This is a genomic window from Nocardioides convexus, from assembly GCF_011090295.1.
Genome location: NZ_JAAMYA010000001.1, coordinates 3,065,747 through 3,086,466, shown reverse-complemented (window position 1 = coordinate 3,086,466; position 20,720 = coordinate 3,065,747). Strand labels below are relative to the sequence as shown.

At 73.9% G+C, this 20,720-nt stretch carries 29 protein-coding genes, 4 pseudogenes and 1 riboswitch; of the genes and pseudogenes, 22 read left to right on the top strand and 11 right to left on the bottom strand.

Going from position 1 to position 20,720, the window contains the following annotated elements; translation table 11 throughout:
• Window positions 1-21: 21 nt before the first annotated feature.
• Window positions 22-234 (bottom strand): hypothetical protein, encoded by a 213-nt coding sequence (locus G5V59_RS23110; protein WP_278258018.1) that lies wholly within the window; start codon window positions 232-234, stop codon window positions 22-24.
• A gap of 9 nt (window positions 235-243) precedes the next feature.
• Window positions 244-621, bottom strand: a complete 378-nt coding sequence (locus G5V59_RS23105; RefSeq protein WP_278258017.1) for a hypothetical protein — start codon at window positions 619-621, stop codon at window positions 244-246.
• Window positions 622-690: 69 nt separating this feature from the next.
• On the opposite strand from G5V59_RS23105, the gene G5V59_RS23100 reads away from it, so the two are divergent.
• Window positions 691-1,593 (top strand): oxygenase MpaB family protein, encoded by a 903-nt coding sequence (locus G5V59_RS23100; protein WP_278258016.1) that lies wholly within the window; start codon window positions 691-693, stop codon window positions 1,591-1,593.
• 119 nt (window positions 1,594-1,712) lie between these two features.
• Here G5V59_RS23100 and G5V59_RS23095 read toward each other — a convergent pair whose 3' ends face one another.
• The 4 genes from G5V59_RS23095 to G5V59_RS23080 all read right to left on the bottom strand — a co-directional run bounded on the left by G5V59_RS23095 (window position 1,713) and on the right by G5V59_RS23080 (window position 4,485).
• Window positions 1,713-2,555: a hypothetical protein gene (locus G5V59_RS23095; protein ID WP_278258015.1), complete on the bottom strand. Its 843-nt coding sequence runs from the start codon at window positions 2,553-2,555 to the stop codon at window positions 1,713-1,715.
• Between the two features lie 23 nt (window positions 2,556-2,578).
• Window positions 2,579-3,637: a hypothetical protein gene (locus G5V59_RS23090; RefSeq protein WP_278258014.1), complete on the bottom strand. Its 1,059-nt coding sequence runs from the start codon at window positions 3,635-3,637 to the stop codon at window positions 2,579-2,581.
• Window positions 3,638-3,910: 273 nt separating this feature from the next.
• Window positions 3,911-4,336, bottom strand: coding sequence for a hypothetical protein (locus tag G5V59_RS23085; protein WP_278258013.1), 426 nt, complete (start codon window positions 4,334-4,336; stop codon window positions 3,911-3,913).
• Window positions 4,258-4,485: a hypothetical protein gene (locus tag G5V59_RS23080; RefSeq protein ID WP_278258012.1), complete on the bottom strand. Its 228-nt coding sequence runs from the start codon at window positions 4,483-4,485 to the stop codon at window positions 4,258-4,260. Before G5V59_RS23080 ends, G5V59_RS23085 begins: the two co-directional genes overlap by 79 nt.
• 65 nt (window positions 4,486-4,550) lie before the next feature.
• Between G5V59_RS23080 and G5V59_RS37495 the strand changes: the two are divergent.
• The 6 genes and pseudogenes from G5V59_RS37495 to G5V59_RS23050 all read left to right on the top strand — a co-directional run.
• Window positions 4,551-4,895 (top strand): annotated as a pseudogene (locus tag G5V59_RS37495) (response regulator); the annotation flags it as partial.
• 64 nt (window positions 4,896-4,959) lie between these two features.
• Window positions 4,960-5,313, top strand: a complete 354-nt coding sequence (locus tag G5V59_RS37490) for a winged helix-turn-helix domain-containing protein (protein ID WP_341351296.1) — start codon at window positions 4,960-4,962, stop codon at window positions 5,311-5,313.
• A gap of 142 nt (window positions 5,314-5,455) precedes the next feature.
• The gene (locus G5V59_RS23065; protein WP_278258011.1) at window positions 5,456-6,628 is read left to right on the top strand and encodes an ATP-binding protein; all 1,173 of its coding nucleotides are present in this window, start codon (window positions 5,456-5,458) and stop codon (window positions 6,626-6,628) included.
• A gap of 57 nt (window positions 6,629-6,685) precedes the next feature.
• Complete coding sequence (locus tag G5V59_RS23060) at window positions 6,686-6,928, top strand: hypothetical protein (protein WP_278258010.1); 243 nt, start codon at window positions 6,686-6,688, stop codon at window positions 6,926-6,928.
• Window positions 6,929-6,997: 69 nt separating this feature from the next.
• Window positions 6,998-7,165 (top strand): hypothetical protein, encoded by a 168-nt coding sequence (locus tag G5V59_RS37485; protein ID WP_341351295.1) that lies wholly within the window; start codon window positions 6,998-7,000, stop codon window positions 7,163-7,165.
• 40 nt (window positions 7,166-7,205) lie between these two features.
• A complete protein-coding gene (locus tag G5V59_RS23050; RefSeq protein WP_278258008.1) occupies window positions 7,206-8,735 on the top strand; it encodes a hypothetical protein in 1,530 nt (509 codons plus the stop codon).
• Window positions 8,736-9,040: 305 nt separating this feature from the next.
• Here the strand turns inward: G5V59_RS23050 and G5V59_RS23045 are convergent.
• The 4 genes and pseudogenes from G5V59_RS23045 to G5V59_RS23030 all read right to left on the bottom strand — a co-directional run bounded on the left by G5V59_RS23045 (window position 9,041) and on the right by G5V59_RS23030 (window position 11,655).
• Window positions 9,041-9,816 (bottom strand): annotated as a pseudogene (locus G5V59_RS23045) (ABC transporter ATP-binding protein).
• A pseudogene (locus G5V59_RS23040) lies at window positions 9,813-10,842 on the bottom strand (iron chelate uptake ABC transporter family permease subunit). The pseudogenes G5V59_RS23045 and G5V59_RS23040 overlap by 4 nt, the downstream one beginning before the upstream one ends.
• A 212-nt stretch (window positions 10,843-11,054) precedes the next feature.
• On the bottom strand, window positions 11,055-11,204 hold the full coding sequence (locus G5V59_RS23035; RefSeq protein ID WP_278258007.1) for a hypothetical protein: 150 nt from the start codon (window positions 11,202-11,204) through the stop codon (window positions 11,055-11,057).
• A complete protein-coding gene (locus G5V59_RS23030; protein WP_278258006.1) occupies window positions 11,182-11,655 on the bottom strand; it encodes a hypothetical protein in 474 nt (157 codons plus the stop codon). The genes G5V59_RS23035 and G5V59_RS23030 overlap by 23 nt, the downstream gene beginning before the upstream one ends.
• Window positions 11,656-11,896: 241 nt before the next feature.
• Window positions 11,897-12,092: riboswitch (cobalamin riboswitch) on the bottom strand.
• Between the two features lie 169 nt (window positions 12,093-12,261).
• Here G5V59_RS23030 and G5V59_RS23025 point away from each other — a divergent pair.
• The 13 genes from G5V59_RS23025 to G5V59_RS22965 all read left to right on the top strand — a co-directional run bounded on the left by G5V59_RS23025 (window position 12,262) and on the right by G5V59_RS22965 (window position 18,490).
• Window positions 12,262-12,750, top strand: a complete 489-nt coding sequence (locus G5V59_RS23025; RefSeq protein ID WP_278258005.1) for a hypothetical protein — start codon at window positions 12,262-12,264, stop codon at window positions 12,748-12,750.
• Between the two features lie 27 nt (window positions 12,751-12,777).
• Window positions 12,778-13,104 (top strand): hypothetical protein, encoded by a 327-nt coding sequence (locus G5V59_RS23020; RefSeq protein WP_278258004.1) that lies wholly within the window; start codon window positions 12,778-12,780, stop codon window positions 13,102-13,104.
• Window positions 13,101-13,661, top strand: coding sequence for a hypothetical protein (locus G5V59_RS23015; protein WP_278258003.1), 561 nt, complete (start codon window positions 13,101-13,103; stop codon window positions 13,659-13,661). Before G5V59_RS23020 ends, G5V59_RS23015 begins: the two co-directional genes overlap by 4 nt.
• Window positions 13,658-14,215 carry a Dyp-type peroxidase domain-containing protein gene (locus G5V59_RS23010; RefSeq protein WP_278258002.1) on the top strand — a complete coding sequence of 186 codons (558 nt, stop codon included), beginning with the start codon at window positions 13,658-13,660 and terminating at the stop codon, window positions 14,213-14,215. Before G5V59_RS23015 ends, G5V59_RS23010 begins: the two co-directional genes overlap by 4 nt.
• On the top strand, window positions 14,212-14,613 hold the full coding sequence (locus G5V59_RS23005; RefSeq protein ID WP_278258001.1) for a Dyp-type peroxidase domain-containing protein: 402 nt from the start codon (window positions 14,212-14,214) through the stop codon (window positions 14,611-14,613). Before G5V59_RS23010 ends, G5V59_RS23005 begins: the two co-directional genes overlap by 4 nt.
• 132 nt (window positions 14,614-14,745) lie before the next feature.
• Window positions 14,746-15,282 carry a thioredoxin domain-containing protein gene (locus G5V59_RS23000; RefSeq protein ID WP_278258000.1) on the top strand — a complete coding sequence of 179 codons (537 nt, stop codon included), beginning with the start codon at window positions 14,746-14,748 and terminating at the stop codon, window positions 15,280-15,282.
• Window positions 15,198-15,410, top strand: a complete 213-nt coding sequence (locus G5V59_RS22995; protein WP_341351294.1) for a thioredoxin domain-containing protein — start codon at window positions 15,198-15,200, stop codon at window positions 15,408-15,410. The genes G5V59_RS23000 and G5V59_RS22995 overlap by 85 nt, the downstream gene beginning before the upstream one ends.
• Window positions 15,407-15,997, top strand: coding sequence for a vitamin K epoxide reductase family protein (locus G5V59_RS22990; RefSeq protein ID WP_278257999.1), 591 nt, complete (start codon window positions 15,407-15,409; stop codon window positions 15,995-15,997). Before G5V59_RS22995 ends, G5V59_RS22990 begins: the two co-directional genes overlap by 4 nt.
• On the top strand, window positions 15,994-16,536 hold the full coding sequence (locus G5V59_RS22985; protein ID WP_278257998.1) for a copper resistance CopC family protein: 543 nt from the start codon (window positions 15,994-15,996) through the stop codon (window positions 16,534-16,536). Before G5V59_RS22990 ends, G5V59_RS22985 begins: the two co-directional genes overlap by 4 nt.
• A complete protein-coding gene (locus tag G5V59_RS22980) occupies window positions 16,533-17,438 on the top strand; it encodes a hypothetical protein (protein WP_278257997.1) in 906 nt (301 codons plus the stop codon). Before G5V59_RS22985 ends, G5V59_RS22980 begins: the two co-directional genes overlap by 4 nt.
• A gap of 5 nt (window positions 17,439-17,443) precedes the next feature.
• Complete coding sequence (locus tag G5V59_RS22975; protein ID WP_278257996.1) at window positions 17,444-17,674, top strand: hypothetical protein; 231 nt, start codon at window positions 17,444-17,446, stop codon at window positions 17,672-17,674.
• Window positions 17,649-18,029: a cytochrome c oxidase assembly protein gene (locus G5V59_RS37480; protein WP_341351009.1), complete on the top strand. Its 381-nt coding sequence runs from the start codon at window positions 17,649-17,651 to the stop codon at window positions 18,027-18,029. The genes G5V59_RS22975 and G5V59_RS37480 overlap by 26 nt, the downstream gene beginning before the upstream one ends.
• A complete protein-coding gene (locus G5V59_RS22965; protein WP_341351293.1) occupies window positions 17,945-18,490 on the top strand; it encodes a cytochrome c oxidase assembly protein in 546 nt (181 codons plus the stop codon). The genes G5V59_RS37480 and G5V59_RS22965 overlap by 85 nt, the downstream gene beginning before the upstream one ends.
• Here G5V59_RS22965 and G5V59_RS22960 read toward each other — a convergent pair.
• Window positions 18,459-18,707 (bottom strand): 4a-hydroxytetrahydrobiopterin dehydratase, encoded by a 249-nt coding sequence (locus G5V59_RS22960; RefSeq protein ID WP_278260010.1) that lies wholly within the window; start codon window positions 18,705-18,707, stop codon window positions 18,459-18,461. The genes G5V59_RS22965 and G5V59_RS22960 overlap by 32 nt on opposite strands.
• Before the next feature lie 260 nt (window positions 18,708-18,967).
• Between G5V59_RS22960 and kdpF the strand changes: the two genes are divergently transcribed.
• Together kdpF and kdpA are read left to right on the top strand one after the other, a co-directional pair.
• Window positions 18,968-19,057, top strand: coding sequence for a K(+)-transporting ATPase subunit F (kdpF, locus tag G5V59_RS22955; RefSeq protein ID WP_278257994.1), 90 nt, complete (start codon window positions 18,968-18,970; stop codon window positions 19,055-19,057).
• Window positions 19,058-20,718 (top strand): annotated as a pseudogene (gene kdpA, locus G5V59_RS22950) (potassium-transporting ATPase subunit KdpA).
• The last annotated feature ends 2 nt before the right edge of the window (window positions 20,719-20,720 follow it).

Below are 20,720 nucleotides of genomic sequence, written 5' to 3'. Positions count from 1 at the left end.
CCGCGAGGAAGAGCCCGACCATCACCTCCACCAGTCTGCTCGCGCTCGGCGGGCAGGTCGCCGCGGAGCACCGCGCCGATGGTGTGCGCGACCCCGCCGATGAGGAACTGCGCGGTGGCCCGCAGGCTCGACCGGCAGCGCGTCGGTGGCCGCACCCGGGTCGCCGCTCGACGCGGTGGCGGCGACCATCCCGGCGAACCGGCTGCTCTCGGCGAGCACCCGCGGCCCGAGCACCGGCGAGACTCACCGAGTCGACGAGCGCGACCCGGCCCTTCGCCGGGTCGTCGAGGTAGAGGTCGACCATCTCGGCCAGCACCGCCCGGACCCGTCCGACCGGGTCGCCGGGAGCGGTGCCCAGCGCCGCGACGGCGCGCGCCTCGGCCTCGGCCGCGATCGTGTCGAAGACCGCGACCTGCAGGCTCCTCGATGCTCGCGAAGGCTCTCGTAGAAGTAGCGCGCGGCCAGCCCGGAGGCCTCCGCGACCCCGCGCACGGTCGCGCCGGCGACGCCGCGCTCACCCATCACGGCGAGACCGGCGGCGAGCAGCCGGGCGCGGCGCTCCGCCACGCGCTGCGCGGCGTCCTGGCCGCCGTAGCGTCGAGCATCGGCCATGGCGGACATCTTGACACACCCGTGTGCAGATGGCCCATCATGGGATCTGTCAACGTTCGTTGACCGATAGGAGCCGTGATGACCGTCGCCCCGTGGCACCCCTCCCAGCCGCACGCCGCACTGGCCGCCGACGTCCGCCGCTGGCTGGGTACGCCGGCCGCGTTCGCCCTCTACGGCCGGCTGGCCCTCGACCAGGTGGCCTACCGCGAGGTCGCCGCCGCCGTCGACGCCAGCGGCCGGTTCGCCGCGAACTTCACCGACCGGGGCATCCGCAGCAGCCTGTGGGGGCCGCTGCTGCTCTTCGGCGACGACGCCGACCGGGCCGCCACCGCGAACCGGCTCAAGCACCTGCACGGCGAGGTCAGGGGTCGCGGCAAGGGGCACTTCGCGGGCGAGCGCTACAGCGCGCTCGACCCGGACCTGTGGAAGTGGGTCGGGACGACGAGCCTGCTGGTCTTCCACACCGGCTACGTCACGACCTACCCCCGGCTGAGCGAGCCGGAGCGGGACGCGGTCTACGCCACCGTGCTGCACCTGGCCGACCTGGACCTTCCGAGCGACCGGGCCCGGGTGCCGCGCACCCGGGCCGAGGCGGAGGCCTACTACGACGAGGTGGCCGCGACCCGGCTGGCCGACAACCCCTTCCTGCAGTGGGCCGACGCACGCTTCGACGCGCTGCCCGTGCCCACCCTGGTCGGCCCCCGGTGGCTTCAGGCTCGCGCTGACCCCGGCCTGGCGGCTGCTGACCCCGGTCCTGACCCGGCCGGCGAAGGTCTGCGCACAGAAGGCCGCCCACCCACGGATGCGCGAGCCTGCTCGGTGTGCGCTGGACCCGCCGTCGGGAGAGGGAGTTCCGCCTCTACGCCGCGCTGGTGCGCGGGGCACGTCGCTGGCTGCCGTCCTGGCTGCTGCTGGACCCGATCGCGGCCAACCGGCTGCGCTACGAACGCCTGCGGTCGGCGTACGAGAAGAGCCGGCTGACGTCGTTCGCCCCGCCGCAGTAGCGCTTGCCTGCGGCGGGGCGAACACCCGGGTTCTCGGTCACTCCGACCCGACCGGGCTGTCAGGTGCCCCTCACCCGGAGGGGCTCCCGACCATGGTCAGGCGGAGTGGGGACGCCTCACCATGACCATCCCCGCCCCCAGGAGCACGAGCAGTGCACCCAGCGGGAGCAGGAACCCGGCGGGGCCACCCGTGTCGGGCAGGGCGGCGGTCGTCACGATCCCACCGACCTCGCCCGGCTCCGACGGCGCGCCCGGCTGGGTCGGCTGGGTCGGCTCGGTCGGGGTGCACGGCACCCCGTCCCCGTCCACGGCGCCCGGGTCGGTCGAGGCGTCCTCGCAGATGCCGCCGACCTCACCACACATCTCCAGCGCGTCGAAGTCCGCCGCGGTCTGGCCCGGCTGGACGTAGGCGAGCACCGACACGGTGTCCGTACCGCTGGTGTAGTCGAACGGGAAGACGCCCAGGAAGCCGTTGGCGATGGCCGTCAGCTCGTCCAGGATCGTGATCGTGCCGAGCGGTACGCCGGCCACGACCCGCGCGCTGTCCGGGTAGACACAGGCCACGACCGCCCGCGCCACCGGGCACGCCGTGCCGCTGTCGACCGGCGGGTCGTAGGAGATCACCGGCTCACCGCCGTCGAACACGAAGCCGGTGTGGGCGGTCGACTCGACGCTCCCGTCGACCGGGTCGACGCTGATGTCGTAGTCCGGGCTGGTCGGGATGTTCACGTAGGCCGCGTTGTCCGGGCCGCACGGGTCGTCGACGGTCAGGTCGGGACGCTGCAGCACCTCGGTGTCACCGGGGCACGCCGACAGCGGGACGTCCTGGGCCTGCTCGCCGTCGTTGGCGTAGCGGATCGCGATGGACTTGAACTGCGCGTCGGCGAACTCCCACGGGAAGGTGCCGGGCCAGTCCTTGCCCAGGGCGCTGACGCTCACGATGACGATCGTCTGGAGGCTTCTCACCGCCGCCGGGGGTGGCGGCGTACTTGCAGACGACGACCTTCTTCTCGTTCACCGGGCAGGCCGCGGTGTTGGTCTCCACCGGCGCCGCGATCTGGTACGTCGCCGCGCCACCCGGGAACTCGTAGCCGGAGTCCGCGGTGAGCGTGATGCTGCCGTCCGGGTTGACGGTGACGTCGTACGGACCGGCCGGGACGCTCCAGGTCGCGTTGCCCGTGCCGCACGGGTCGTTGAGGACCGGCGTGGGCGGCGTGATCTCGGTGGGCGCCGGAGCCGGGTCGCACTCGGTGATGTCCAGGCTGGTTGGAGCGCTCGCCGTCGTTCGCGTAGCGGATCGCCACCGACAGGTTGTGCGCGTCGGCGAAGACGTAGGGGAAGGTGCCGACCGGCCAGGCCTTCCCGAGCGCGCTGGTGTTGACGATGATGATCGTCTGCGCCTTCTCGTTCACGCCCGGCTTGGCGGCGTACTTGCAGACGACGACCTTCTTGGTGTTGACCGCGGCCGGGGCGGCCGCCGCCTTCACCTCGGGAGCGGCGCCGGGTGTGCCGCCGTTCCCGCTCTGGGGACCGGAGGACTGCGGGGACTTCGCGGGCACCTCGTTGGCACTGTCCTCCGCACCGTCACCCGCCGGTACGGCGTCCGCCGGGGTGTCCTGCGGCTGGGCCGCCGGCTCCTCCTGCTGCTGGGGGGCCGGGTCCGGCGCGGGTGCCGGGTCGGGCTCGGGCGCGGGCGCGGGTGCGGGGTCCGGCTCGGGGGCGGGTGCGGGCTCCGGCTCCGGTGCGGGAGCCGGCTCGGGCGCGGCCGCCGGGTCCGGTGCGGGCACGTCGGCCGAGGCCTCGGCGGCGGCGGGCGGGTTCGCGCCACCGTCGCCCGCGTCGTCGGCGTACCCGGGCGCCATGAAGGTCGTCACGGCGACCAGGGCGGCGACCGGGACGGTCAGCGCGGTCCGCTTCCCGAGCCCGGTGCGCCGGGCCTGGCCCCGGCGGAAGATGCGGCCCTCACGCCGCGCTGACTGGTTCATCTCGGTGTCCCCACATGGTCGGGCGGCCGTGCCCACCGCACGTCCGGTCGTTGCTCGGAGCCGGGGCCGTCCGAAAAGCGGCGAAGGGAGCGCCGGAGCCTGCTCCGGAAATCTCTTCCGCAGCCGTTGCTCAGCACTCCCTCTTCCTGACAACGACCCCACGTCGCAGCCAGACCCGATTTCGAGATTAGGGATCTTTACCGGAGAAAGGTCTGAAAATCAGGCCAACCATCGCATCCGATAGGTGGCCGTGGTGGCGCCCGTCTCAGGCCTGCCGGTCCTCTGGTCCCTGCGGCAGGAAGCGCTCGGTCAGGGCCGGCCACGCGTGGTCGATGAGCTCCTCCATGTCGAGGTGGGTCGCCCGCTGCACGTAGGGCTTCGCCAGGCTCGGTGTCGATCACCTTGAGCACGAAGCGGCGCAGGCCGGAGTCGAGCCCGGTGAGCTTTGCGCAGCATCGCCCCGCGCCGGGTGTCCGTCTTGAGACCGAGACCGATCTGGTCCTCGGTCGGCGTCACCAGCCCAGGCGCAGCCGCAGCGGCTCCTCGGTGTGCACGACCAGGCTGGAGCGGTACGACGACCTCGGCGTTGAAGTTCAGCCGGTCCAGCGGCGACCCAGGCTGGAAGACCACACTGATCGGCAGGTCGATGGCGTAGGTCAGCAGCGGCGCCCCGACGACCTCCTCGCCGGTCGTGGGCCCGAAGTCGCCGACGAAGCCTGACGCTCGCGAAGGCACGCCCCGGCCCGGCGCCGATCGGGCCGAGCGCGATCTGGTCGCCGAGGACCTGGTCGATGGTGCGCAGCACCCGGTCCCGGTGCAGCACTCGCCGGATCCAGTTCACGCCGAACAGACTCGTACGACGGTGGGCTCGCCACCTCGGTCACCGCATCGACCACGTCTCCCCCTCGCGTCGGTCGGCCTGCCGCCTCGGAAACCCGCGTCAGGACTGATGATTCTCGTCCATCCTGCCCTACCCGGACGCGCCGGGGGCGGCCTTCGCGCCGGACCGGGCATGATGGTCCGGATGGAGCTCACCGTGGGCATCTGCGAGGACGACCCGGCACTGCGGCGGGCGCTTCGGGGTGCCCTCACGATGGCCGGGCACACCGCGGTGGTGGCGCACACCGGCGCCGAGGCGCTGCGCCTGTTCGGCGAGGACAACGCGCTCGACGTGATCGTGATGGACATCGGGCTTCCCGACGCCGACGGCCGCGACGTGTGCCAGGCCCTCAAGACGGCCGGCCAGGAGGCACCCGTCCTCTTCCTGACGGCCTACGGCGCCGTGCACGACCGCCTCGCGGGCTTCGGCGCCGGTGGCGACGACTTCGTCGCCAAGCCCTTCGACGTCAAGGAGGCTGATGGCGCGGATCGCGGTGCTGGGGCGGCGCGGGCGCCGACTCGCCGTACGACGCGACGACAGCGGGCTGGTCCTCGACCCGGTCACCCACTCGCTGCGCACCGACGCCGGGGAGGTGCCGCTGTCGCCGACGGAGTACCGCATGCTCGCGGCCGTCGCGGCCCGGCCCGGCGAGGTGGTGCGCCGGGCGGCGGTGGTCGCCGCGGCCTGGCCGGACGGCGCGATGGTCAGCGACAACACCGTGGACTCGCTGATGCGGCGGGTGCGCACCAAGCTCGCCGAGGCCGGGGCGAGCGCCCAGGTGGAGACCGTGCGCGGGGTGGGCTACCGGCTGAGCCCCGGCGGTGCCGGGTGAGCCGCCCGCCCGCACGGGCCCGGTCCTTCCGTGCCCAGGCTCGTCGTGCTCACCGCCGCGGTCACCGCGCTCGGCGTCGTGGTGCTGACGATCGTGGTGCAGGCTCGTCCTCGCCGGCGCCACCGGGCGCAGCGTCGACACCGTGCTGGAGGACCGCACCGAGGCCGTGATCGGCTCCGCCACCACCGGCCCCGGTGGCCGGCTCGTCGTCCCCGACTCCCGGCTCGACGCCGGCGTGGCCGTCTACGACGCCACCGGCCGCCTGGTCGCGGGCAGCGCCCCGAGCGCCGACGCCGAGCAGTACGCCGCCCTGGCGACGACCCCGAGGACACGCACCGTCGAGCCGTCCGGCACCGACGAGCGGCGGATCCGCGCGAAGCCGTTCCGCACGTCCGCGGGCACGCGCGGGGTGGTCGTGGTGACGGAGCGGACGGCGCCGTACGAGCGGGGGGAGCGGCTCGCGCTGCTCGTGTGCATCGGCGCGGGCGGGCTGATGATCGTGCTGGCCGCGGGGCTCGCGCTGTGGGTGAGCCGGCGCGCGCTGGCACCCGTCGTGGCGATGACCCGCTCCGCCGACGACTGGAGCGAGCACGACCTGGGGATGCGCTTCGACCCCGGGCCCGGTGGCAACGAGCTCGCGACACTCGGCCGGACCCTGGACCGCCTGCTGGAGCGGGTCGCCCACGCGATCCGCTCGGAGCAGCGACTCACCTCCGAGCCTGGCGCACGGTTCGCGGACCCCGCTGACCGCCGTACGGCTCAACGTGGACCTGCTGCTGCTCGACCCGGACCTGAGCCCGGACACCCGGGAGCGGGTGGAGGAGGTGCAGGACGCCGCCCGGCGGATGGCGAGCGCGATCGAGAGCCTGCTGGAGCCTGGCCCGGACCGCGTCCAGCCAGGCCATGTCCGGCTCCTGCCGGGTGGTCGACGCGGTCGCCGAGGCGCTCGGGCCCGGCGACCATGCGGGCGTCGAGGTGGACGTCGACCCGGCGCTGCGCGTGCTGCTGCCGACCGCGCTCGCGGCGCGCGCGATCGCGCCGGTCCTCGACAACGCACGCCGGCTCGCCGGCCGCACCGTGGTCTCCGCGGGCCTGCACCGCCCCGGCTTCCCTCGCCTTGTACGTCGACGACGACGGCCCCGGCATCGGCCCCGCCGAGCGGGAGCGGGTCTTCGAGCCGGGCCGCACCACCGGCGCCGGCGCCGGGCTGGGACTGCCGCTGTCACGGCGGATCGCACGCAGCATGGGCGGTGACGTGACCGTCGGCGACGGCCCGCTGGCGACCCGGCTGGTGATCACGCTGCCCACGCCGTAGCGCGGACGCCGCACGCAGTCAGGTCCGTGTCAGGTTCGGCACCCGATCCTCGGTGCCATGACCACCACGCCCCTGCGCCGCGCGGCGCCGATGCTCAACAAGGTCCCCGAGGTCACCGTCTGGTTCTGGATCATCAAGATCCTCTGCACCACGGTCGGTGAGAGCCTTCGCCGACTACGTCAACGAGACCCTCGGCTTCGGCACTGGTCCCCACCGCCGTGCTCTTCACGGTGGTCTTCGTCGTCGTGCTCGCCGTGCAGATGCGGCTGCGCGCCTACGTCCCCGCTGCGTACTGGCTGACGGTCGTCGTGGTGAGCGTGACCGGGACGCTCTACACCGACATCCTGACCGACCGAACTCGGCGTACCGCTGTGGATCAGCAGCACCGTCTTCGCCGCCCTGCTGGCCGCGGTGTTCGGTGCCTGGTACGCCCGCGAGCGGACCCTGTCGATCCACAGCATCGTGACCACCCCGCGCGAGAGCCTGGTACTGGCTGGCCGTCCTGGTCACCTTCGCCCTCGGCACCGCCACCGGTGACTGGACGCTCGAGCTCACCGGTTGGGCGCCGGGCCAGTCCGTGCTGCTGCCGCTGGCCCTCATCGCGCTGGTGACCGGGCTGTGGCGCTTCGGCGCGAACCCGGTGCTGTCCTTCTGGCTGGCCTACATCCTGACCCGCCCGCTGGGCGCCAACATCGGCGACTGGCTGGCCACCCCCGCCAAGGAGCAGGGCCTCGGCCTGGGCACCTTCGGCACCAGCCTGGTCTTCCTCGGCGCGATCCTCGCCTGCGTCGTCTACCTGTCCCTGAGCCGGGCCGACGTCGTCGAGGAGCACGACGAGGCGAGCGCACCCCCGACCTCGGAGGGCCGGCAGCGGATCTCGCTCGGCGTGCTGGCACTCGCGGCGATCGCGACCTGCGGCGTGCTGGTCTGGGCCGACCACCAGCCGCACCAGGACGCGCTCGCGGCCGAGGAGGGCGCCGCACCGACCTGCGCGGACGACAGCGCCCACGTCGCCCCGGCGAAGGCGTTCCCGGCCGGTGACGTCCGGAGCTCAAGCAGATCTCGCAGGACATCCTCGGCCGGGTCCGCTCCGGCGACCAGTCCGCGGCAGCAGCGCGGGCGACCGACCTGGAGACCGCGTGGGACGACGCCCAGGACCGTCTGGTCGCCAAGGACTGCGGCACCTGGACCTACGTCGACCACCAGGTGGACGGCGTGCTCACGTCGGTCCGGGCGTCCTCCCCGGACCAGAAGGCCGAGACGGGCGCCCTCACGACCCTCATCGGGTCGCTCGGGTGAGCCTCGACGGACTCGGGCGCCCCGCCACCGACTGGGCCGTGGACCACGGCCTGGTGCCTGCCCTGCACGGGGTGGAGGTCGCCTTCGCCCAGCCGGTGCTGGTCGCGGTGGCGGTCCTGGTCGCGGCGGTCCTGGCGGTGCGGCGGGCCTGGGGGGCCGCCGCACTCGTCGCCGGATCGACCGCCGCGACCACGGTCGTGACCGCCGTCCTCAAGGACGTCGTGGGCCGGGGCCGCCCGGAGTGGCAGGTCGCCGCGCACGCGATCCGCACCCCGGCGTTCCCGTCCGGCCACACCTCTGGGGTGACCGCGCTCGTGCTGGCACTGCTCGTCGCGACCGGTCGCCGCGGGTGGGCCGCGGTCGCGGGGGCGCTGATCGTGCTGCTGGTGGGGGCGGACCGGGTGCTGCTCGGCCGGCACTACCCCAGCGACGTGCTCGGCGGGATGCTGCTCGGCGCGCTCGTCGTCGGCGCCGGGGTCCTGGGGCTGGGACTCCTCGCCAGGAGGTGGCCGGGCACCGGGGACTCGCCGACGAGGTGGTCACCGACGATCCGGCGGACGCAGGACGGGTCCACGGCGCCGTACCAGGCGTCGTCGGGGTGGACGACCACCACCGGGGCCTGGTTGCAGGGGAACAGGCAGCCGGTCATGGTCACGAGCACGTCGTCGTCCCCGAGCCCGCGCCGGCGCAGGCTCCTCGCCGAGCGCCACCGCGGTGCCGGCCGAGCCACGTGCCGAGCAGCGTGGTCCGCGGCACACCAGCACCTGACGGGCGTGCCGTGGCACCTCCTCCCACGCGGGCGAGGTGAGCGGCGCCTCCGCACCGGTGGCCGGCCGGTCCGCCACCACCAGCGACACCCCGGGGTGGCGGCGGACCCAGTCCCCCGCGACCCGGCGCAACCAGGAGCGAGAGGCCGGCGCGCCGAGCCCGAGCCCGACCAGGCTCGACCCCGGTCACCCCGCGGGAGGCCAGCCGGTCCAGGCTCGTCGACCAGGGCCGGCGTACCGGCTTGGAGGAAGGCGAGGGTCGCACCGGTCGCCCGGGCCACCGCCCGCAGGTCGTCGGCGTGCCGCTCGGCGTCGACGCCCAGCGGGACCAGCACCACCGCGCGGCTCACCGCGCCGCCCGCTCGTCGTGCCACACCACGTGCAGCCGGCCCGACGTCCCGTGCCGCCCGACGCTGGCCTCCACGCCGTAGACATCGGCGATGAGGGCGGCGGTCAGCACCTGCTCGGGCGGTCCGGCGGCGACCACCCGGCCGGCGCGCAGCACCACGAGGTGGTCGCAGAAGGCCGCGGCCAGGTCGAGGTCGTGCAGCGCGGCGACGACGGTGCGGCCGAGAGCGCGGACCGTGGCGAGCAGGTCGATCTGGTGGGCGAGGTCGAGGTGGTTGGTCGGCTCGTCCAGCATCAGCACGGCGGGCCGCTGGGCCAGTGCGCGGGCCAGTCTGCACCCGCTGGCGCTCCCCACCCGACAGCGTCTGCCAGTCGCGGCCGGCCAGGTGCTCGACCTCGGCGAGGCGCAGCGCCTCGCCGATCTCGGCGGCGCCCTCGCCGTTCCGCGCGGGCCAGCGGCCGCGGTGCGGGATCCGGCCGAGACTCGACGACCTGCCGCGCGGTGAGCGGCAGCCCGGTGGCGGACTCCTGCTCCAGGAGGGCGATCCGGCGGGCCCGCTCGCGCGCCGGCAGCCGGTGGACGTCGTCGCCGTCGAGGTGGACGGTGCCGGTGTGCGGACGGCGCAGCCCGGCCATCACGTGCAGCAGGGTCGTCTTGCCCGATCCGTTGGGGCCGAGCAGGCCGGTCACCGCGCCGGGCGGGCACGCCAGCGCCACGTCGTCGAGGATCGCTCGCCCGCGCACGCCCCACACCAGTCCCTCCGCGGCGATCACCGGGTCCTCGACTCGCGCCGCAGCAGCCAGGCGAAGACCGGCGCGCCCAGCACCGCCGTGACCACGCCGATCGGGATCTCCTGACCGTCGACCAGCGAGCGGGCGACGGTGTCGGCACCGACCACGAGGATCGCACCGGCCAGCGCGCTGAGCGGCAGCAACCGCCGGTGGAGCGGCCCGCACACCAGCCGTACGACGTGCGGGACCACCAGTCCCACGAAGCCGATGGCGCCGGTGAAGGCGACCAGGCAGGCGGTCAGCAGCGCCGTACCGACCAGGAGGATCCAGCGCACCCGCTCGACCGGTACGCCGAGCGAGGACGCCGAGGCGTCCCCGAACGCGAACGCGTCGAGGTCGGCGGCGAAGCCCAGCACCAGCACGGTCGCGAGCAGCACCACGACGAGCAGGAGCACCGCGCTGTGCCAGCGCACGCCCGCGAGGGAGCCCATCGTCCAGGCCAGCACCCGCCGAGCCGCGTCCCGCTCACCGCTGGTCATGACCACGAAGGACGTGTACGCCGCACACATCTGGGCGACGGCCACGCCGGCCAGCACGGTGCGGGCCGGCGGCAGGTCACCCCCGCGACCGGTGGCGAGCGCGAGCACCAGGACCAGCGCGACGAGCGCTCCGAGGAAGGCGCCGGCGCCGAGCGCCGCACCGCCGGCGAGCCCGGCCACCCCGACGCCCAGCACGATCACGGTGACCGCGCCGACGGTCGCACCGCCGGAGATGCCCAGCAGGTAGGGGTCGGCGAGGTCGTTGCGGGTCAGCGACTGCAGCACCGCGCCGGCGATGGCCAGCCCGGCGCCGGTCGCCGCGGCCCCCAGCACGCGGGGCATCCGCAGACTGCCACACGATCCGGTCGTCCACGACGGTGGCGTCGACGGCGAGGCCGAGGCGGCGCAGCACCACGTCGAGCACGTCGGTCACCGGCACGTGCACCGAGCCGATCCCGACCGCGACGACGATCGCGAGGCCGAGCAGCAGCGCCAGCACCACACCGAGCGGCCGTGCCGCGAGCGTCATCGGGAGCGCTTCGTCAGCGCCTCGCCCAGCGCCACGGCGCCGTCGGCGAGCCGGATCCCGGGCGTGGTGGCGGAGAAGGGCAGCACGACGTACGCCTTCGCCCGCACCGCGCGCAGGTTCCTCAGCACGGGGTCCTTCTCCAGCAGCGTGATCTTGTCCCGCGCGCTCGACCAGGCTCGCGTCCGCGAGCACGATCAGGTCGGGATCGGCCTTCACGACCCGCTCCCAGCCTGACGTCGGCCCAGCCGCCCTTCACGTCGGCGAAGACGTTGGTCGCGCCGACGGCGTCGAGAATCAGGCTGCGGGCCGCCCTCCCCCGCGCCGGCGAAGGCGGCCTTGTCACCGGAGTCGAACCAGAACACGTCCAGCCCCTTGCCCGGCGCCTGTGCGGCCAGCACGTCCAGCGCCTCCTCCTGCGCGTCCACGACCGCCTCCGCCCGCTCCGGCACGCCGAAGACGTCCGCCACGGTCTCGATCTCGTCCCACACCGCGTCGAAGGAGACCTCCGCGGAGGGCTCGTTCTCGCCGCAGCCGAACAGCGAGAGGAAGGAGCCGATGCCGAGCTTCGCCAGGCTCCTGCTGGGATCCGGCAGCCTCGTCGCCGAACGCACTGGAGTACGAGCCGTAGACGAAGTCCGCCCTCGCGGCGAGCAGGGTCTCGTGGTCCGGGTACTCCTTCGAGAGCACCTCCACCCCGTCGTACGCCGCGCGCCACTTCGCCGGCACGCTGTCGTCGAGGTACGCCGTGCCGGCCATCCGGTCCTGCAGGCCGAGCGCGAGCATCACCTCGGTGGCGCCCTGGTTCATCGTCACCGCGCGCTCGGGCGGTGCGGCGACGGTGGAGGTGTAGCCGCAGCCTGCTCGCCTCCACCGGGTACGACGGCCCGGCGACCGCCTTCGTCTCGGGCTCGGGTGCTCCGGCGCAGGCGCTCAGGGAGGCTGAGAGCCAGCGGGAGGGCGAGCAGGGCAGGGAGGAGTCGGGCACGACGCGACGTCACAGGTCACTCTTTTCGTCCGAGGCTCTTGCGCGAAGCCTGGTGGGTGGGGTGACGCGGACCGGAGGTCCACGGCCAGCAGGTCTTCGGACTCGGGATCGACCGGACGGAGCGCCTTCCCAGAGCGGCGAATTGCCCGCTCCAGTGGCGTGTTGCCCCGCCCGTCACCCTCACCGCTGCGCGTCAGTCCCGGACTCTCACCGGGTTCCCTGACCCACGATCCTCGTGAGTGCGACTGGCGTCACGGACGCTAGCAGAAGGCTCCGCAGCCGCCACCCGCCTACCATGACGGGGATGTCCGCGACCCGAACCGCCGCCGCCTCAGGGCGCCGGTTCCGGCCTGCCCGCGGCATCCTCGCCGGTCTCGGTCGCGGCCTTCGGCGCGCTCTGCGCGCACGTCGCCGGCGGCGGCACGATCCTGCTGGTGCCCGGCCTGGTCGTGCTGGGCGTCGCGCTGCCGCTGGGGATCGTGCTCACCCGCATCGGGCGGGTCGACGTGCCGCGGCTCGCGCTGGTCGCCTTCTGCGCCCAGGCGGTGGGCCACCTGACGCTGATGATGGCGCCGAGCGACCTGCACCACCACGGGCACATCCACCAGGCCGCGGGCGGGATGGGCCTGCTCGACGCGGTCGGGCTCACGCCGTCGATGGCGCTGACCCACCTCGGCGTGGTCGCCGCGACGACGGCCGTCGCCGCCGGCCTCGACCAGGCGGTCGTGAAGGCCGTGTGGGCGTTGCTGGGCTGGCTGGTGCTGCGGCTGCTGCGCCTGGTCGCGCTGCCCGTGCGCGGTCGCCAGCGGGTGTCCACCGAGCGCGTCGCGGTCCGTTCGCAGACGGTGCGCTCCGCCGCGGTGCCACGCGGTCCGCCGGCCGGGGCGAGCACCCTCCTCCCCTCCCTGCGCCTCGCGCACTGACGGTCCGGTCCCTGCAGGTTCCGGCGGGTGCGGTGGCGCCCGTTGCTGCGCGCTCCCGCGCGCCCGGAACCCGAATCGAGAAGAACTCGTCATGCGCACGACCACCCTGTCCGCCGTACTCCTGTGCGGCCTGCTGGCCCCGGCCCTCGCGGCCTGCGGCAGCGACGACGCGTCCCCACCGCGGGCCGTCGAGAGCACGACCACCACGCAGAACCAGGCCCAGGCGCTCAGCGTCACCGACCCGTGGGTCAAGGCCGCCGGCAGCGGGATGACCGCCGCCTTCGGCATCCTGTCCAACAGACTCCGGCCAGGACATCGACGTCGTCAGCGCCTCGACGACCGTCAACGCGATGACCGAGCCTGCACGAGACCGTCGAGAACGCCGACGGCTCGATGGCGATGCGGCCCAAGGAGGGCGGCTTCGTCGTACCGGCCGGGGGAAGGTGACCCTCGCACCCGGCGGCGACCACATCATGATGATGGAGCCTGGAGAGACCGGTCGCGGCGGGCACCACCGTCACGATCACCCTCACCCTCGGCGACGGCTCGACCACCGAGGTCGAGGCCACCGTCAAGCCGTTCGACGGGGCCGACGAGAAGTACCAGCCCACGGACGGCAGCAGGCTGATGCCCGGCGGTCCACGTTGGGACCGCCGCAACGTCCTCCGCACCGGTGCCGCCGCGCTCGGCGGTGCCGGGGTGGGCTGGAGTGCCTCCGCCGCCGTGGCGGCGACGGCACCCCGCCCGCCGGCCGGGGACGGCACGACCCGTGTGGTCGGGCCGTCCCCGGGGGCGGAGACGGCACCGGCGGTCGGCCGGAACCAGGCCGGGATCGCGACCCCGCCGCAGGCCCACCTCGCCCTGGTGGGATGGGACCTGCGCGGCGGCCGGGACGAGCCTGGCCCGGATGATGCGCCTGCTGTCCGACGACACCGACCGGCTCGCGGCCGGCCGGCCCGCGCTCGCGGACACCGAGCCGGACCTCGCCGGGCACCCGTCGCGGCTGACGGCGACCTTCGGCTTCGGCCCGCGCGTGCTGCGCGCGCTGGTGCCGGCGGCGCGCCGGCCGCGGCTGGAGGAGCCTGCCGTCCTTCCGCCGGGACCGGCTGGAGGAGCGGTGGTCGCAGACCGACGTCGTCGCCCAGATCTGCAGCGACGACCCGCTCACCCTGGCCCACGCCAAGCGGATGCTGCTCAAGGACGCCCGCCCGTTCGCGGACGTCCGCTGGATCCAGCACGGCTTCCGCACCGCGCGCGGCACCGTCCCCGACGGCACCACGATGCGCAACCTGATGGGGCAGGTCGACGGCACGGTCAACCCGACCGAGGCCGATCCCGGCTTCGCCTCGCTCGTGTGGGCACGCTCCCCCGAGCCGTACGACGGAGGCACCTTCCTCGTCGTACGGCGCATCCGGATGGAGCCTGGACCGCTGGGACCGGGTCGACCGGATCGGGCGGGAGGTGATCGTCGGCCGGCGCCTGGACACCGGTGCCCCCCTGACGGGCCGCGCGGAGCGGGACGAGCCCGACTTCGGGGCGACCGACCGCTTCGGCTTCCCGGTCATCGACCCGGCCAGCCACATCGCCCGGGCGCGCAGCACCGATCCCGCGGAGCGGTTCCTGCGGCGCGCCTACAACTACACCGAGCCGGATCCACGGCGCACGACCGGCGAGGACAGCGGACTCGTGTTCCTGGCCTACGCCGCCGACCCCGCCCGGCAATTCGTCCCCGTGCAGCAGCGCCTGGACGACCTCGACCGGCTCAACGAGTGGGTCACGACCATCGGCTCGGCGGTCTACGCCGTGCCTCCCGCCGCCCCGCAGGGCGGCTACACCGGACAGTCCCTCCTGGAGGAATCATGAGCAAGAACAACCAGCCGAACCTGCCCCCGCCGCCGGGCGACGAGGAGCGCCGCGCCGAGGCCCGTGCCGCCCGGCACGCCACGATCACCCGCCAGCAGGAGGAGGCCAGGCGCCAGGCGCGCAAGCGCAAGCTTGCTGCTCCAGGCCGGCCTTCCCGTGCTCGTCGTCGCGGTCGTGCTCGCCACCACGCTGATCGTGCTGGCCGCACGCGGCGGCTCGTCGGACAAGATCGCGATCGGCGACCGGCCCGAACTCGTCGACGCCCAGGGCGCTCTGTCCTTCGGCGCGAAGGACCCGAAGGTCGTCATCCAGGTGGTGGAGGACTTCCAGTGCCCGATCTGCCGGCAGTTCGAGGCGACGTCCGGGCCGCTGCTCGCGCAGTACCGCGCGGATCCGCGGATCCAGGTGCAGTACCGCCCGATCGCCTTCCTGGACCGGGTCTCGACGACCCGCTACTCGAGCCGCGCCTCCAACGCGGCGGCCTGCGTCGCGGCCGAGGGCGGCGAGAAGTGGTTGGCGTTCCACCAGGAGGCTCTTCGACCACCAGCCGCCCGAGGGCGGCGCCGGGCTGACCGACGGCGAGTCTGCTCGACCTCGCCGAGAAGGCCGGGGCGGACCGGGGACGGATCTCCGACTGCGTCACCGACGAGTCCTACGCCGACTGGGTGAAGGCCACCACGGCGAAGACCCTGCAGGGCGAGGTGACCGGCACGCCCACGGTCTTCGTCAACGGCACGAAGGTCGACGGCTTCGACACCGCCAGCGTGCAGGCGGCGGTCGAGAAGGCGCTCTCGTGACCGAGACGTACGACGAGCACGCCGCGGCGGCGCCGGCCCGGGTCACCGGGCTGGCGCTCGCCGCCGGCGGAGCGATCGGCCTGCTGGCGGCGTTCGTGCTGACGGTCGAGCGCTTCCGGCTCCTCGAGAACCCCGAGCACCGGCTCTCCTGCGACCTTTCGCCGATCCTGTCGTGCGGGTCGGTCATGGTGACCGAGCAGGCACGGGTCTTCGGCTTCCCCAACCCGCTGCTGGGGATCGGGGCGTTCTCGGTCGTGCTCACCCTCGGCGTCCTGCTCGCCGGCGGCGTCCGCCTGCCCCGGTGGGTGCTGGCCGGCTTCGCGGGAGGCGCCTGCCTCGGCTTGGTCTTCGTGGCCTGGCTGTCGTTCCAGAGCATCTACCGGATCGGCGCGCTCTGCCCGTGGTGCATGGTCGTGTGGTCCGTCACGATCCCGATCGCCGTGTGGACCCTCGCCCTCGCGGCACGCCCCCATCCCCTCGGCCGGGTGCTGTGGGACTACCGCCACCTCGTCGTCGTCACCCTCTACCTCGCCCTCGTCGTCCAGGCCCTCGTGCGGTTCTGGGACTACTGGAGGACTCTCGTATGACCCGGCTCCTGCGCGTCCTCGCGCCTCTCGCGCTGCTCGCCGCCGTCGGGCTCCCCGCGGCGCCCGCCTGGGCCCACGCGGCCCTGGTGTCGAGCGACCCCGCCGACGGGCAGCGGCTCTCCGCGCTGCCCGGCACCGCGACACTGACCTTCAACGAGGAGATCAGCCCGCCGTCGTACGTCGTGGTGACGGCGCCGGACGGCAGTCGCGCCGACCGGGGCGAGCCCCGGGTGGACGGCTCCACGGTCACGGTGGACCTCGCGAAGGGCGAGGAGGGCACCTATGCGCTGGCCTTCCGGGTGATCTCCGCCGACGGGCACCCGGTCACCGGACGGCTGACCTTCGTCGTCGGCGACGGCCCGCTCGACACCACCGGTCCCACCCTCGCGGCCACACCGGCCGACAGCCCCACCTCCGCTCGGGCAGCCGCCGCGGACGGCGGGGGCCCCGGCCTCGGCACGGTCCAGATCGCCGTCGGGGCGGGGCTCCTCGCCGCCGCCGGGCTGCTGTGGGTGCTCGCACGGCGGAGGCCACGATGAGCCGTCGTACCGCATTGGGAGGGGTGGTCGGCGCCGGCCTCGTCGCGGCGGTGCTGCTGCTCGCGGTGGGCGGCGCGATCCCGGTGCCGGTGCCGGGCCTGCCCGATCCCGGGCGGGTCACCGCGTGGGGGCTGCCCTTCCTGCGACTGGTCGCCGACGGCGCCACCATCGCGGCGGTCGCGGGGCTGATGGTCGCGCCGCTGACGATGGCGCGGCCCTCTGACGAGCTCGAACGAGCCGCGCTGCGGCCGATGGTCGCCGTGCGGCGGCTCGCCGCCACCGCGGCCGTGGCAGCGCTGGTGTCGGTGCTGCTGACCTACTCAGACCAGTTCGCCGTCCCACCGACGGACGTGCGCTGGCGCGAGCCTGCGCGGCTTCGTCTCCACCTCCGACCAGGCGACGTCGCTGCTCGTGCAGGCGCTCCTCCTGGGCCTCGTCGCCGGCGCGGCCCGGTGGGTGCTCACCCACCGCGGCGTGCTCGTGCTGCTCGGGCTGGCGCTGCTCTCGCTCGTGCCGCCGCTGCTGACCGGTCACGCCTCCTCGGCGGGCAACCACGACACCGCGATCGTCGGGATCGTCGTGCACGTGCTCGCCGCCGTCTGCTGGATCGCCGGCGTCGGCGCGCTCTGGTGGCACCTGGCGACCGGGCGCCTGCGCGAGCGGGCGCTGCGCCGGTTCGGTGCGCTCGCCGGGTGGTGCCTCGGCCTGACCGTCGTCTCCGGGCTCATCAGCGCCTGGGTCCGGATCGGCGACCTCACCGGCATCACCTCCTGGTACGGCGCCGGGGTGCTCGTCAAGACCGCCGTGCTCGTCGGTCTCGGCGTCCTCGCGGCACGGCTGCGCGAGGGCGTGCGCGGTGGCGAATTCACCGGTCTGGCGCGGCTGACGGCCATCGAGCCTGACGCTGATGTCCGTCGCCGTCGGTCTCGGCGTCGCCCTGGGCCGCACCCCGCCGCCGGTGCCCGACGACCTCTACACCTCGCTCGCGGAGTCGGTCCTCGGCGGCCCCGTCCCGCCCGCGCCGACCCTGGCCCGGCTGCTGTTCTCCTTCACCCCCTCCGGGGTGGGCTTCCCTCGTCGTGGGGCTGGGCGGTGCGGCGTACCTCGCCGGGGTGGTGGCGCTGCGCCGGCGCGGTGACCGCTGGCCGCTCGGCCGCAGCATCGCGTTCGCGCTGGGGCTCGTGGTCGTCGCCTACGCGACCTTCGGCGGGCTCGGCACCTACGCCCGGGTGATGTTCAGCGCGCACATGGCCGCCCACATGGCGCTGTCGATGATCGCGCCGATCCTGCTGGTGACCGGCGCGCCGCTGCAGACTCGCCCTGCGCGCGCTGCCCGGGGCCGACGTACCGGGTGGGCTGGGACCGCGCCAGGCTCCTCGCCCGGGCCCTCGCGTCGCGTCCCGCACGCCTGCTGCTGCACCCGGTCACCGCGTCGCTGCTGCTCATCGGCAGCCTGTACGTCGTCTACCTCGGCGGTCTCTTCGGCCCGCTGATGCGCGGGCACCTCGGGCACGTCGGGATGGAGCCTGCACTTCCTGCTGGCCGGGATGCTCTTCTTCGAGATGCTGCTGGGCGAGCGCCCCGGGCGCACCCTGCCGTACGTCGCCCGGCTGGTCGTCCTGCTCGTCAGCATGCCCTTCCACGCGTTCTTCTCGATCGCGGTGATGGGCTCGGAGACGGTCATCGGGGACAAGCTTACTACCGACTGGTCCGGCTGCCCTACGTCCCCGACCGGCTCGAGGACCAGCACCTCGCCGGGGCGATGAACTGGGCGCTCGGCGAGGTGCCGATGGTGCTCGTCGTCGTGCTGCTGCTGTTCCAGTGGTGGCGCAGCGACGACCGCGAGGCGCGCCGCCGCGACCGGGCCGCGGACCGGGACGGCGACGCGGAGCTCGCGGCCTACAACGCCATGCTGGAGCGGGCTAGCCGAGGATCTCGCGCGCCGCGGCCGTGATCGCCTGGGCGAGCGCCACGTCGGCGTCGGTCACGGTGCCGGTGTCGTGGGTGCCGAGCCACACCTCGACCTCGGGGTAGCGCAGCGTGAGGTCGGGGTGGTGGTTCGCCTCCTCGGCGAGCCGGCCGATCTCGTTGACCAGGCGCAGGCCGGTCGCGAAGTCGCCGGTGGCGAAGGTGGTCGTCGCCTGCGCACCCTCGACCCGCCAGTCGGCCAGGCCCTCGGCGGCGGTGAGACTCCTCGGCGGTGACGGTCCGGTAGTCGCGTGCCATGAAGCCGACGGTACGCCGCGGGGGTGCAGGAATCCCCGCTGAAGCGGCTCTTCCTACGGTTCTTGACCGTTGCAACCGTCAAGAACCGTAGGAATCCCCCGGTAAGCGGGGATTCCTGCAGCCCCGCGTTAGGCCTTGTCAGTACGGCGTTAGCGGCGCGTTAGGACCGGCACTCAGGGCCTCGGACCGGCGAAGACTCCGAGCCATGTCCCCCGAGAACGTCGTCGCGCTGGTCGTCAGCGCCCTCCTGCTCGGCTACCTGGTGGTCGCCCTGGTCCTCCCGGAGCGCTTCTAGATGTCCGACACCCTGGCCGGCCTGCTGCAGGTCGGCGTCCTCATCGCGGCCCTGGCCGTCTGCTACGTCCCGCTGGGCGGCTACCTGGCGCACGTCTTCACCACCGAGAAGGACCTCGCCGTCGAGCGTGGCATCTACCGGCTCGTGGGCGTCGATCCCCGGGCCGACCAGGCGTGGCGCACGTACGCCGTCGCGCTGCTCGCCTTCTCGGCCGCTGGTCTCGTGCTGCTCTTCGCCCTGCAGCGCCTGCAGTCGCACCTGCCGTGGTCGCTCGGGTTCCCCGACGTGTCGCCGGACCTGGCGTTCAACACCGCGGCGTCCTTCGTCACCAACACCAACTGGCAGGCCTACTCGGGCGAGGCCACGATGGGCCACCTGGTGCAGATGGCCGGCCTGGCGGTGCAGAACTTCCTCTCCGCCGCCGTCGGTCTCGCCGTCGCGGTCGCCCTGATCCGCGGCTTCGTCCGCTCCCGCACCGGCCGCCTCGGCAACTTCTGGGTGGACCTGGTCCGCGGCACGGTCCGCGTGCTGCTGCCGCTCGCGGCGATCGCGGCGATCGCCCTGGTGCTGATGGGCGTCGTGCAGAACCTCTCCGGCGGCGTGGACGCCACCACGCTCACCGGTGCCCACCAGACCATCCCCGGCGGGCCGGTCGCGTCGCAGGAGGCGATCAAGGAGCTCGGCACCAACGGCGGCGGCTTCTTCAACGCCAACTCCGCCCACCCCTTCGAGAACCCCAACCCGCTGAGCAACCTCTTCGAGGTCTTCCTGATCCTGCTGGTTCCGGTCTGCCTGACCCGCACCTTCGGGGTGATGGTCGGCAACGTCCGCCAGGGCTACGCGATCCTCGCCACGATGGCGGTGATCTGGGTGGTGATGCTCGCCGCGGTGTGGGCGATCGAGGCCGCCCACCCCACCCCCGCGTACGACGTGGCCGGGGCGGCGATGGAGGGCAAGGAGACCCGGTTCGGCGTGCCCGGCTCGAGCCTGTTCGCCGTCTCCACCACCGGCACCAGCACGGGGGCCGTGAACTCCTTCCACTCCTCGTACTCACCGGTGGCGGGCGGGTTGCTCATGCTCAACATGGGCCTCGGCGAGATCGCGCCCGGTGGCGTGGGGACCGGTCTCTACGGCCTCCTGGTGCTGGCGATCCTCACCGTCTTCGTCGCCGGCCTGATGGTCGGGCGCACCCCGGAGCCTGCTCGGCAAGAAGATCACCGCACGGGAGATGAAGTCTGGTCGCGCTGAGCATCCTGACCATGCCGTTGGTGGTGCTCGGGTTCACCGCCCTCGCGCTGTCCCTGGACGGTCCGCGCTCGTCGATCCTCAACGCCGGTCCGCACGGTTTGAGCGAGGTGCTCTACGCCTACCTCTCGGGCGCCAACAACAACGGCTCCGCCTTCGCCGGGCTCTCCGCGAACACGCCGTTCTACAACACCACCATCGCCATCGCGATGCTCGTGGGCCGGTTCGTGCCGATCGTGCTCACCCTCGCCCTGGCCGGCGCGCTGGCGCGCCAGACACCGGTGCCGCGCACCGACGGGACGCTGCCCACGCACGGGCCGCTCTTCGTCGGGATGCTCACCGTCGTCTCGCTCGTCGTCGCCGGCCTCACCTTCTTCCCGGCCCTCGCGCTGGGCCCGCTCGCGGAAGGACTGTGATG

Bases quoted from the DNA above. Each gene is read 5' to 3' on its own strand.
- G5V59_RS37490 (WP_341351296.1), top strand. From the start codon at position 4,960: ATGGCGCGGATCGCGGTGCTGGGGCGGCGCGGGCGCCGACTCGCCGTA.
- G5V59_RS22975 (WP_278257996.1), top strand. From the start codon at position 17,444: ATGTCCGTCGCCGTCGGTCTCGGCGTCGCCCTGGGCCGCACCCCGCCG.
- G5V59_RS22980 (WP_278257997.1), top strand. From the start codon at position 16,533: ATGAGCCGTCGTACCGCATTGGGAGGGGTGGTCGGCGCCGGCCTCGTC.
- G5V59_RS22985 (WP_278257998.1), top strand. From the start codon at position 15,994: ATGACCCGGCTCCTGCGCGTCCTCGCGCCTCTCGCGCTGCTCGCCGCC.
- G5V59_RS23060 (WP_278258010.1), top strand. From the start codon at position 6,686: ATGACCACCACGCCCCTGCGCCGCGCGGCGCCGATGCTCAACAAGGTC.
- kdpF (WP_278257994.1), top strand. From the start codon at position 18,968: ATGTCCCCCGAGAACGTCGTCGCGCTGGTCGTCAGCGCCCTCCTGCTC.
- G5V59_RS23015 (WP_278258003.1), top strand. From the start codon at position 13,101: ATGACCGAGCCTGCACGAGACCGTCGAGAACGCCGACGGCTCGATGGC.
- G5V59_RS23010 (WP_278258002.1), top strand. From the start codon at position 13,658: ATGATGCGCCTGCTGTCCGACGACACCGACCGGCTCGCGGCCGGCCGG.
- G5V59_RS23105 (WP_278258017.1), bottom strand. From the start codon at position 621: ATGTCCGCCATGGCCGATGCTCGACGCTACGGCGGCCAGGACGCCGCG.
- G5V59_RS23100 (WP_278258016.1), top strand. From the start codon at position 691: ATGACCGTCGCCCCGTGGCACCCCTCCCAGCCGCACGCCGCACTGGCC.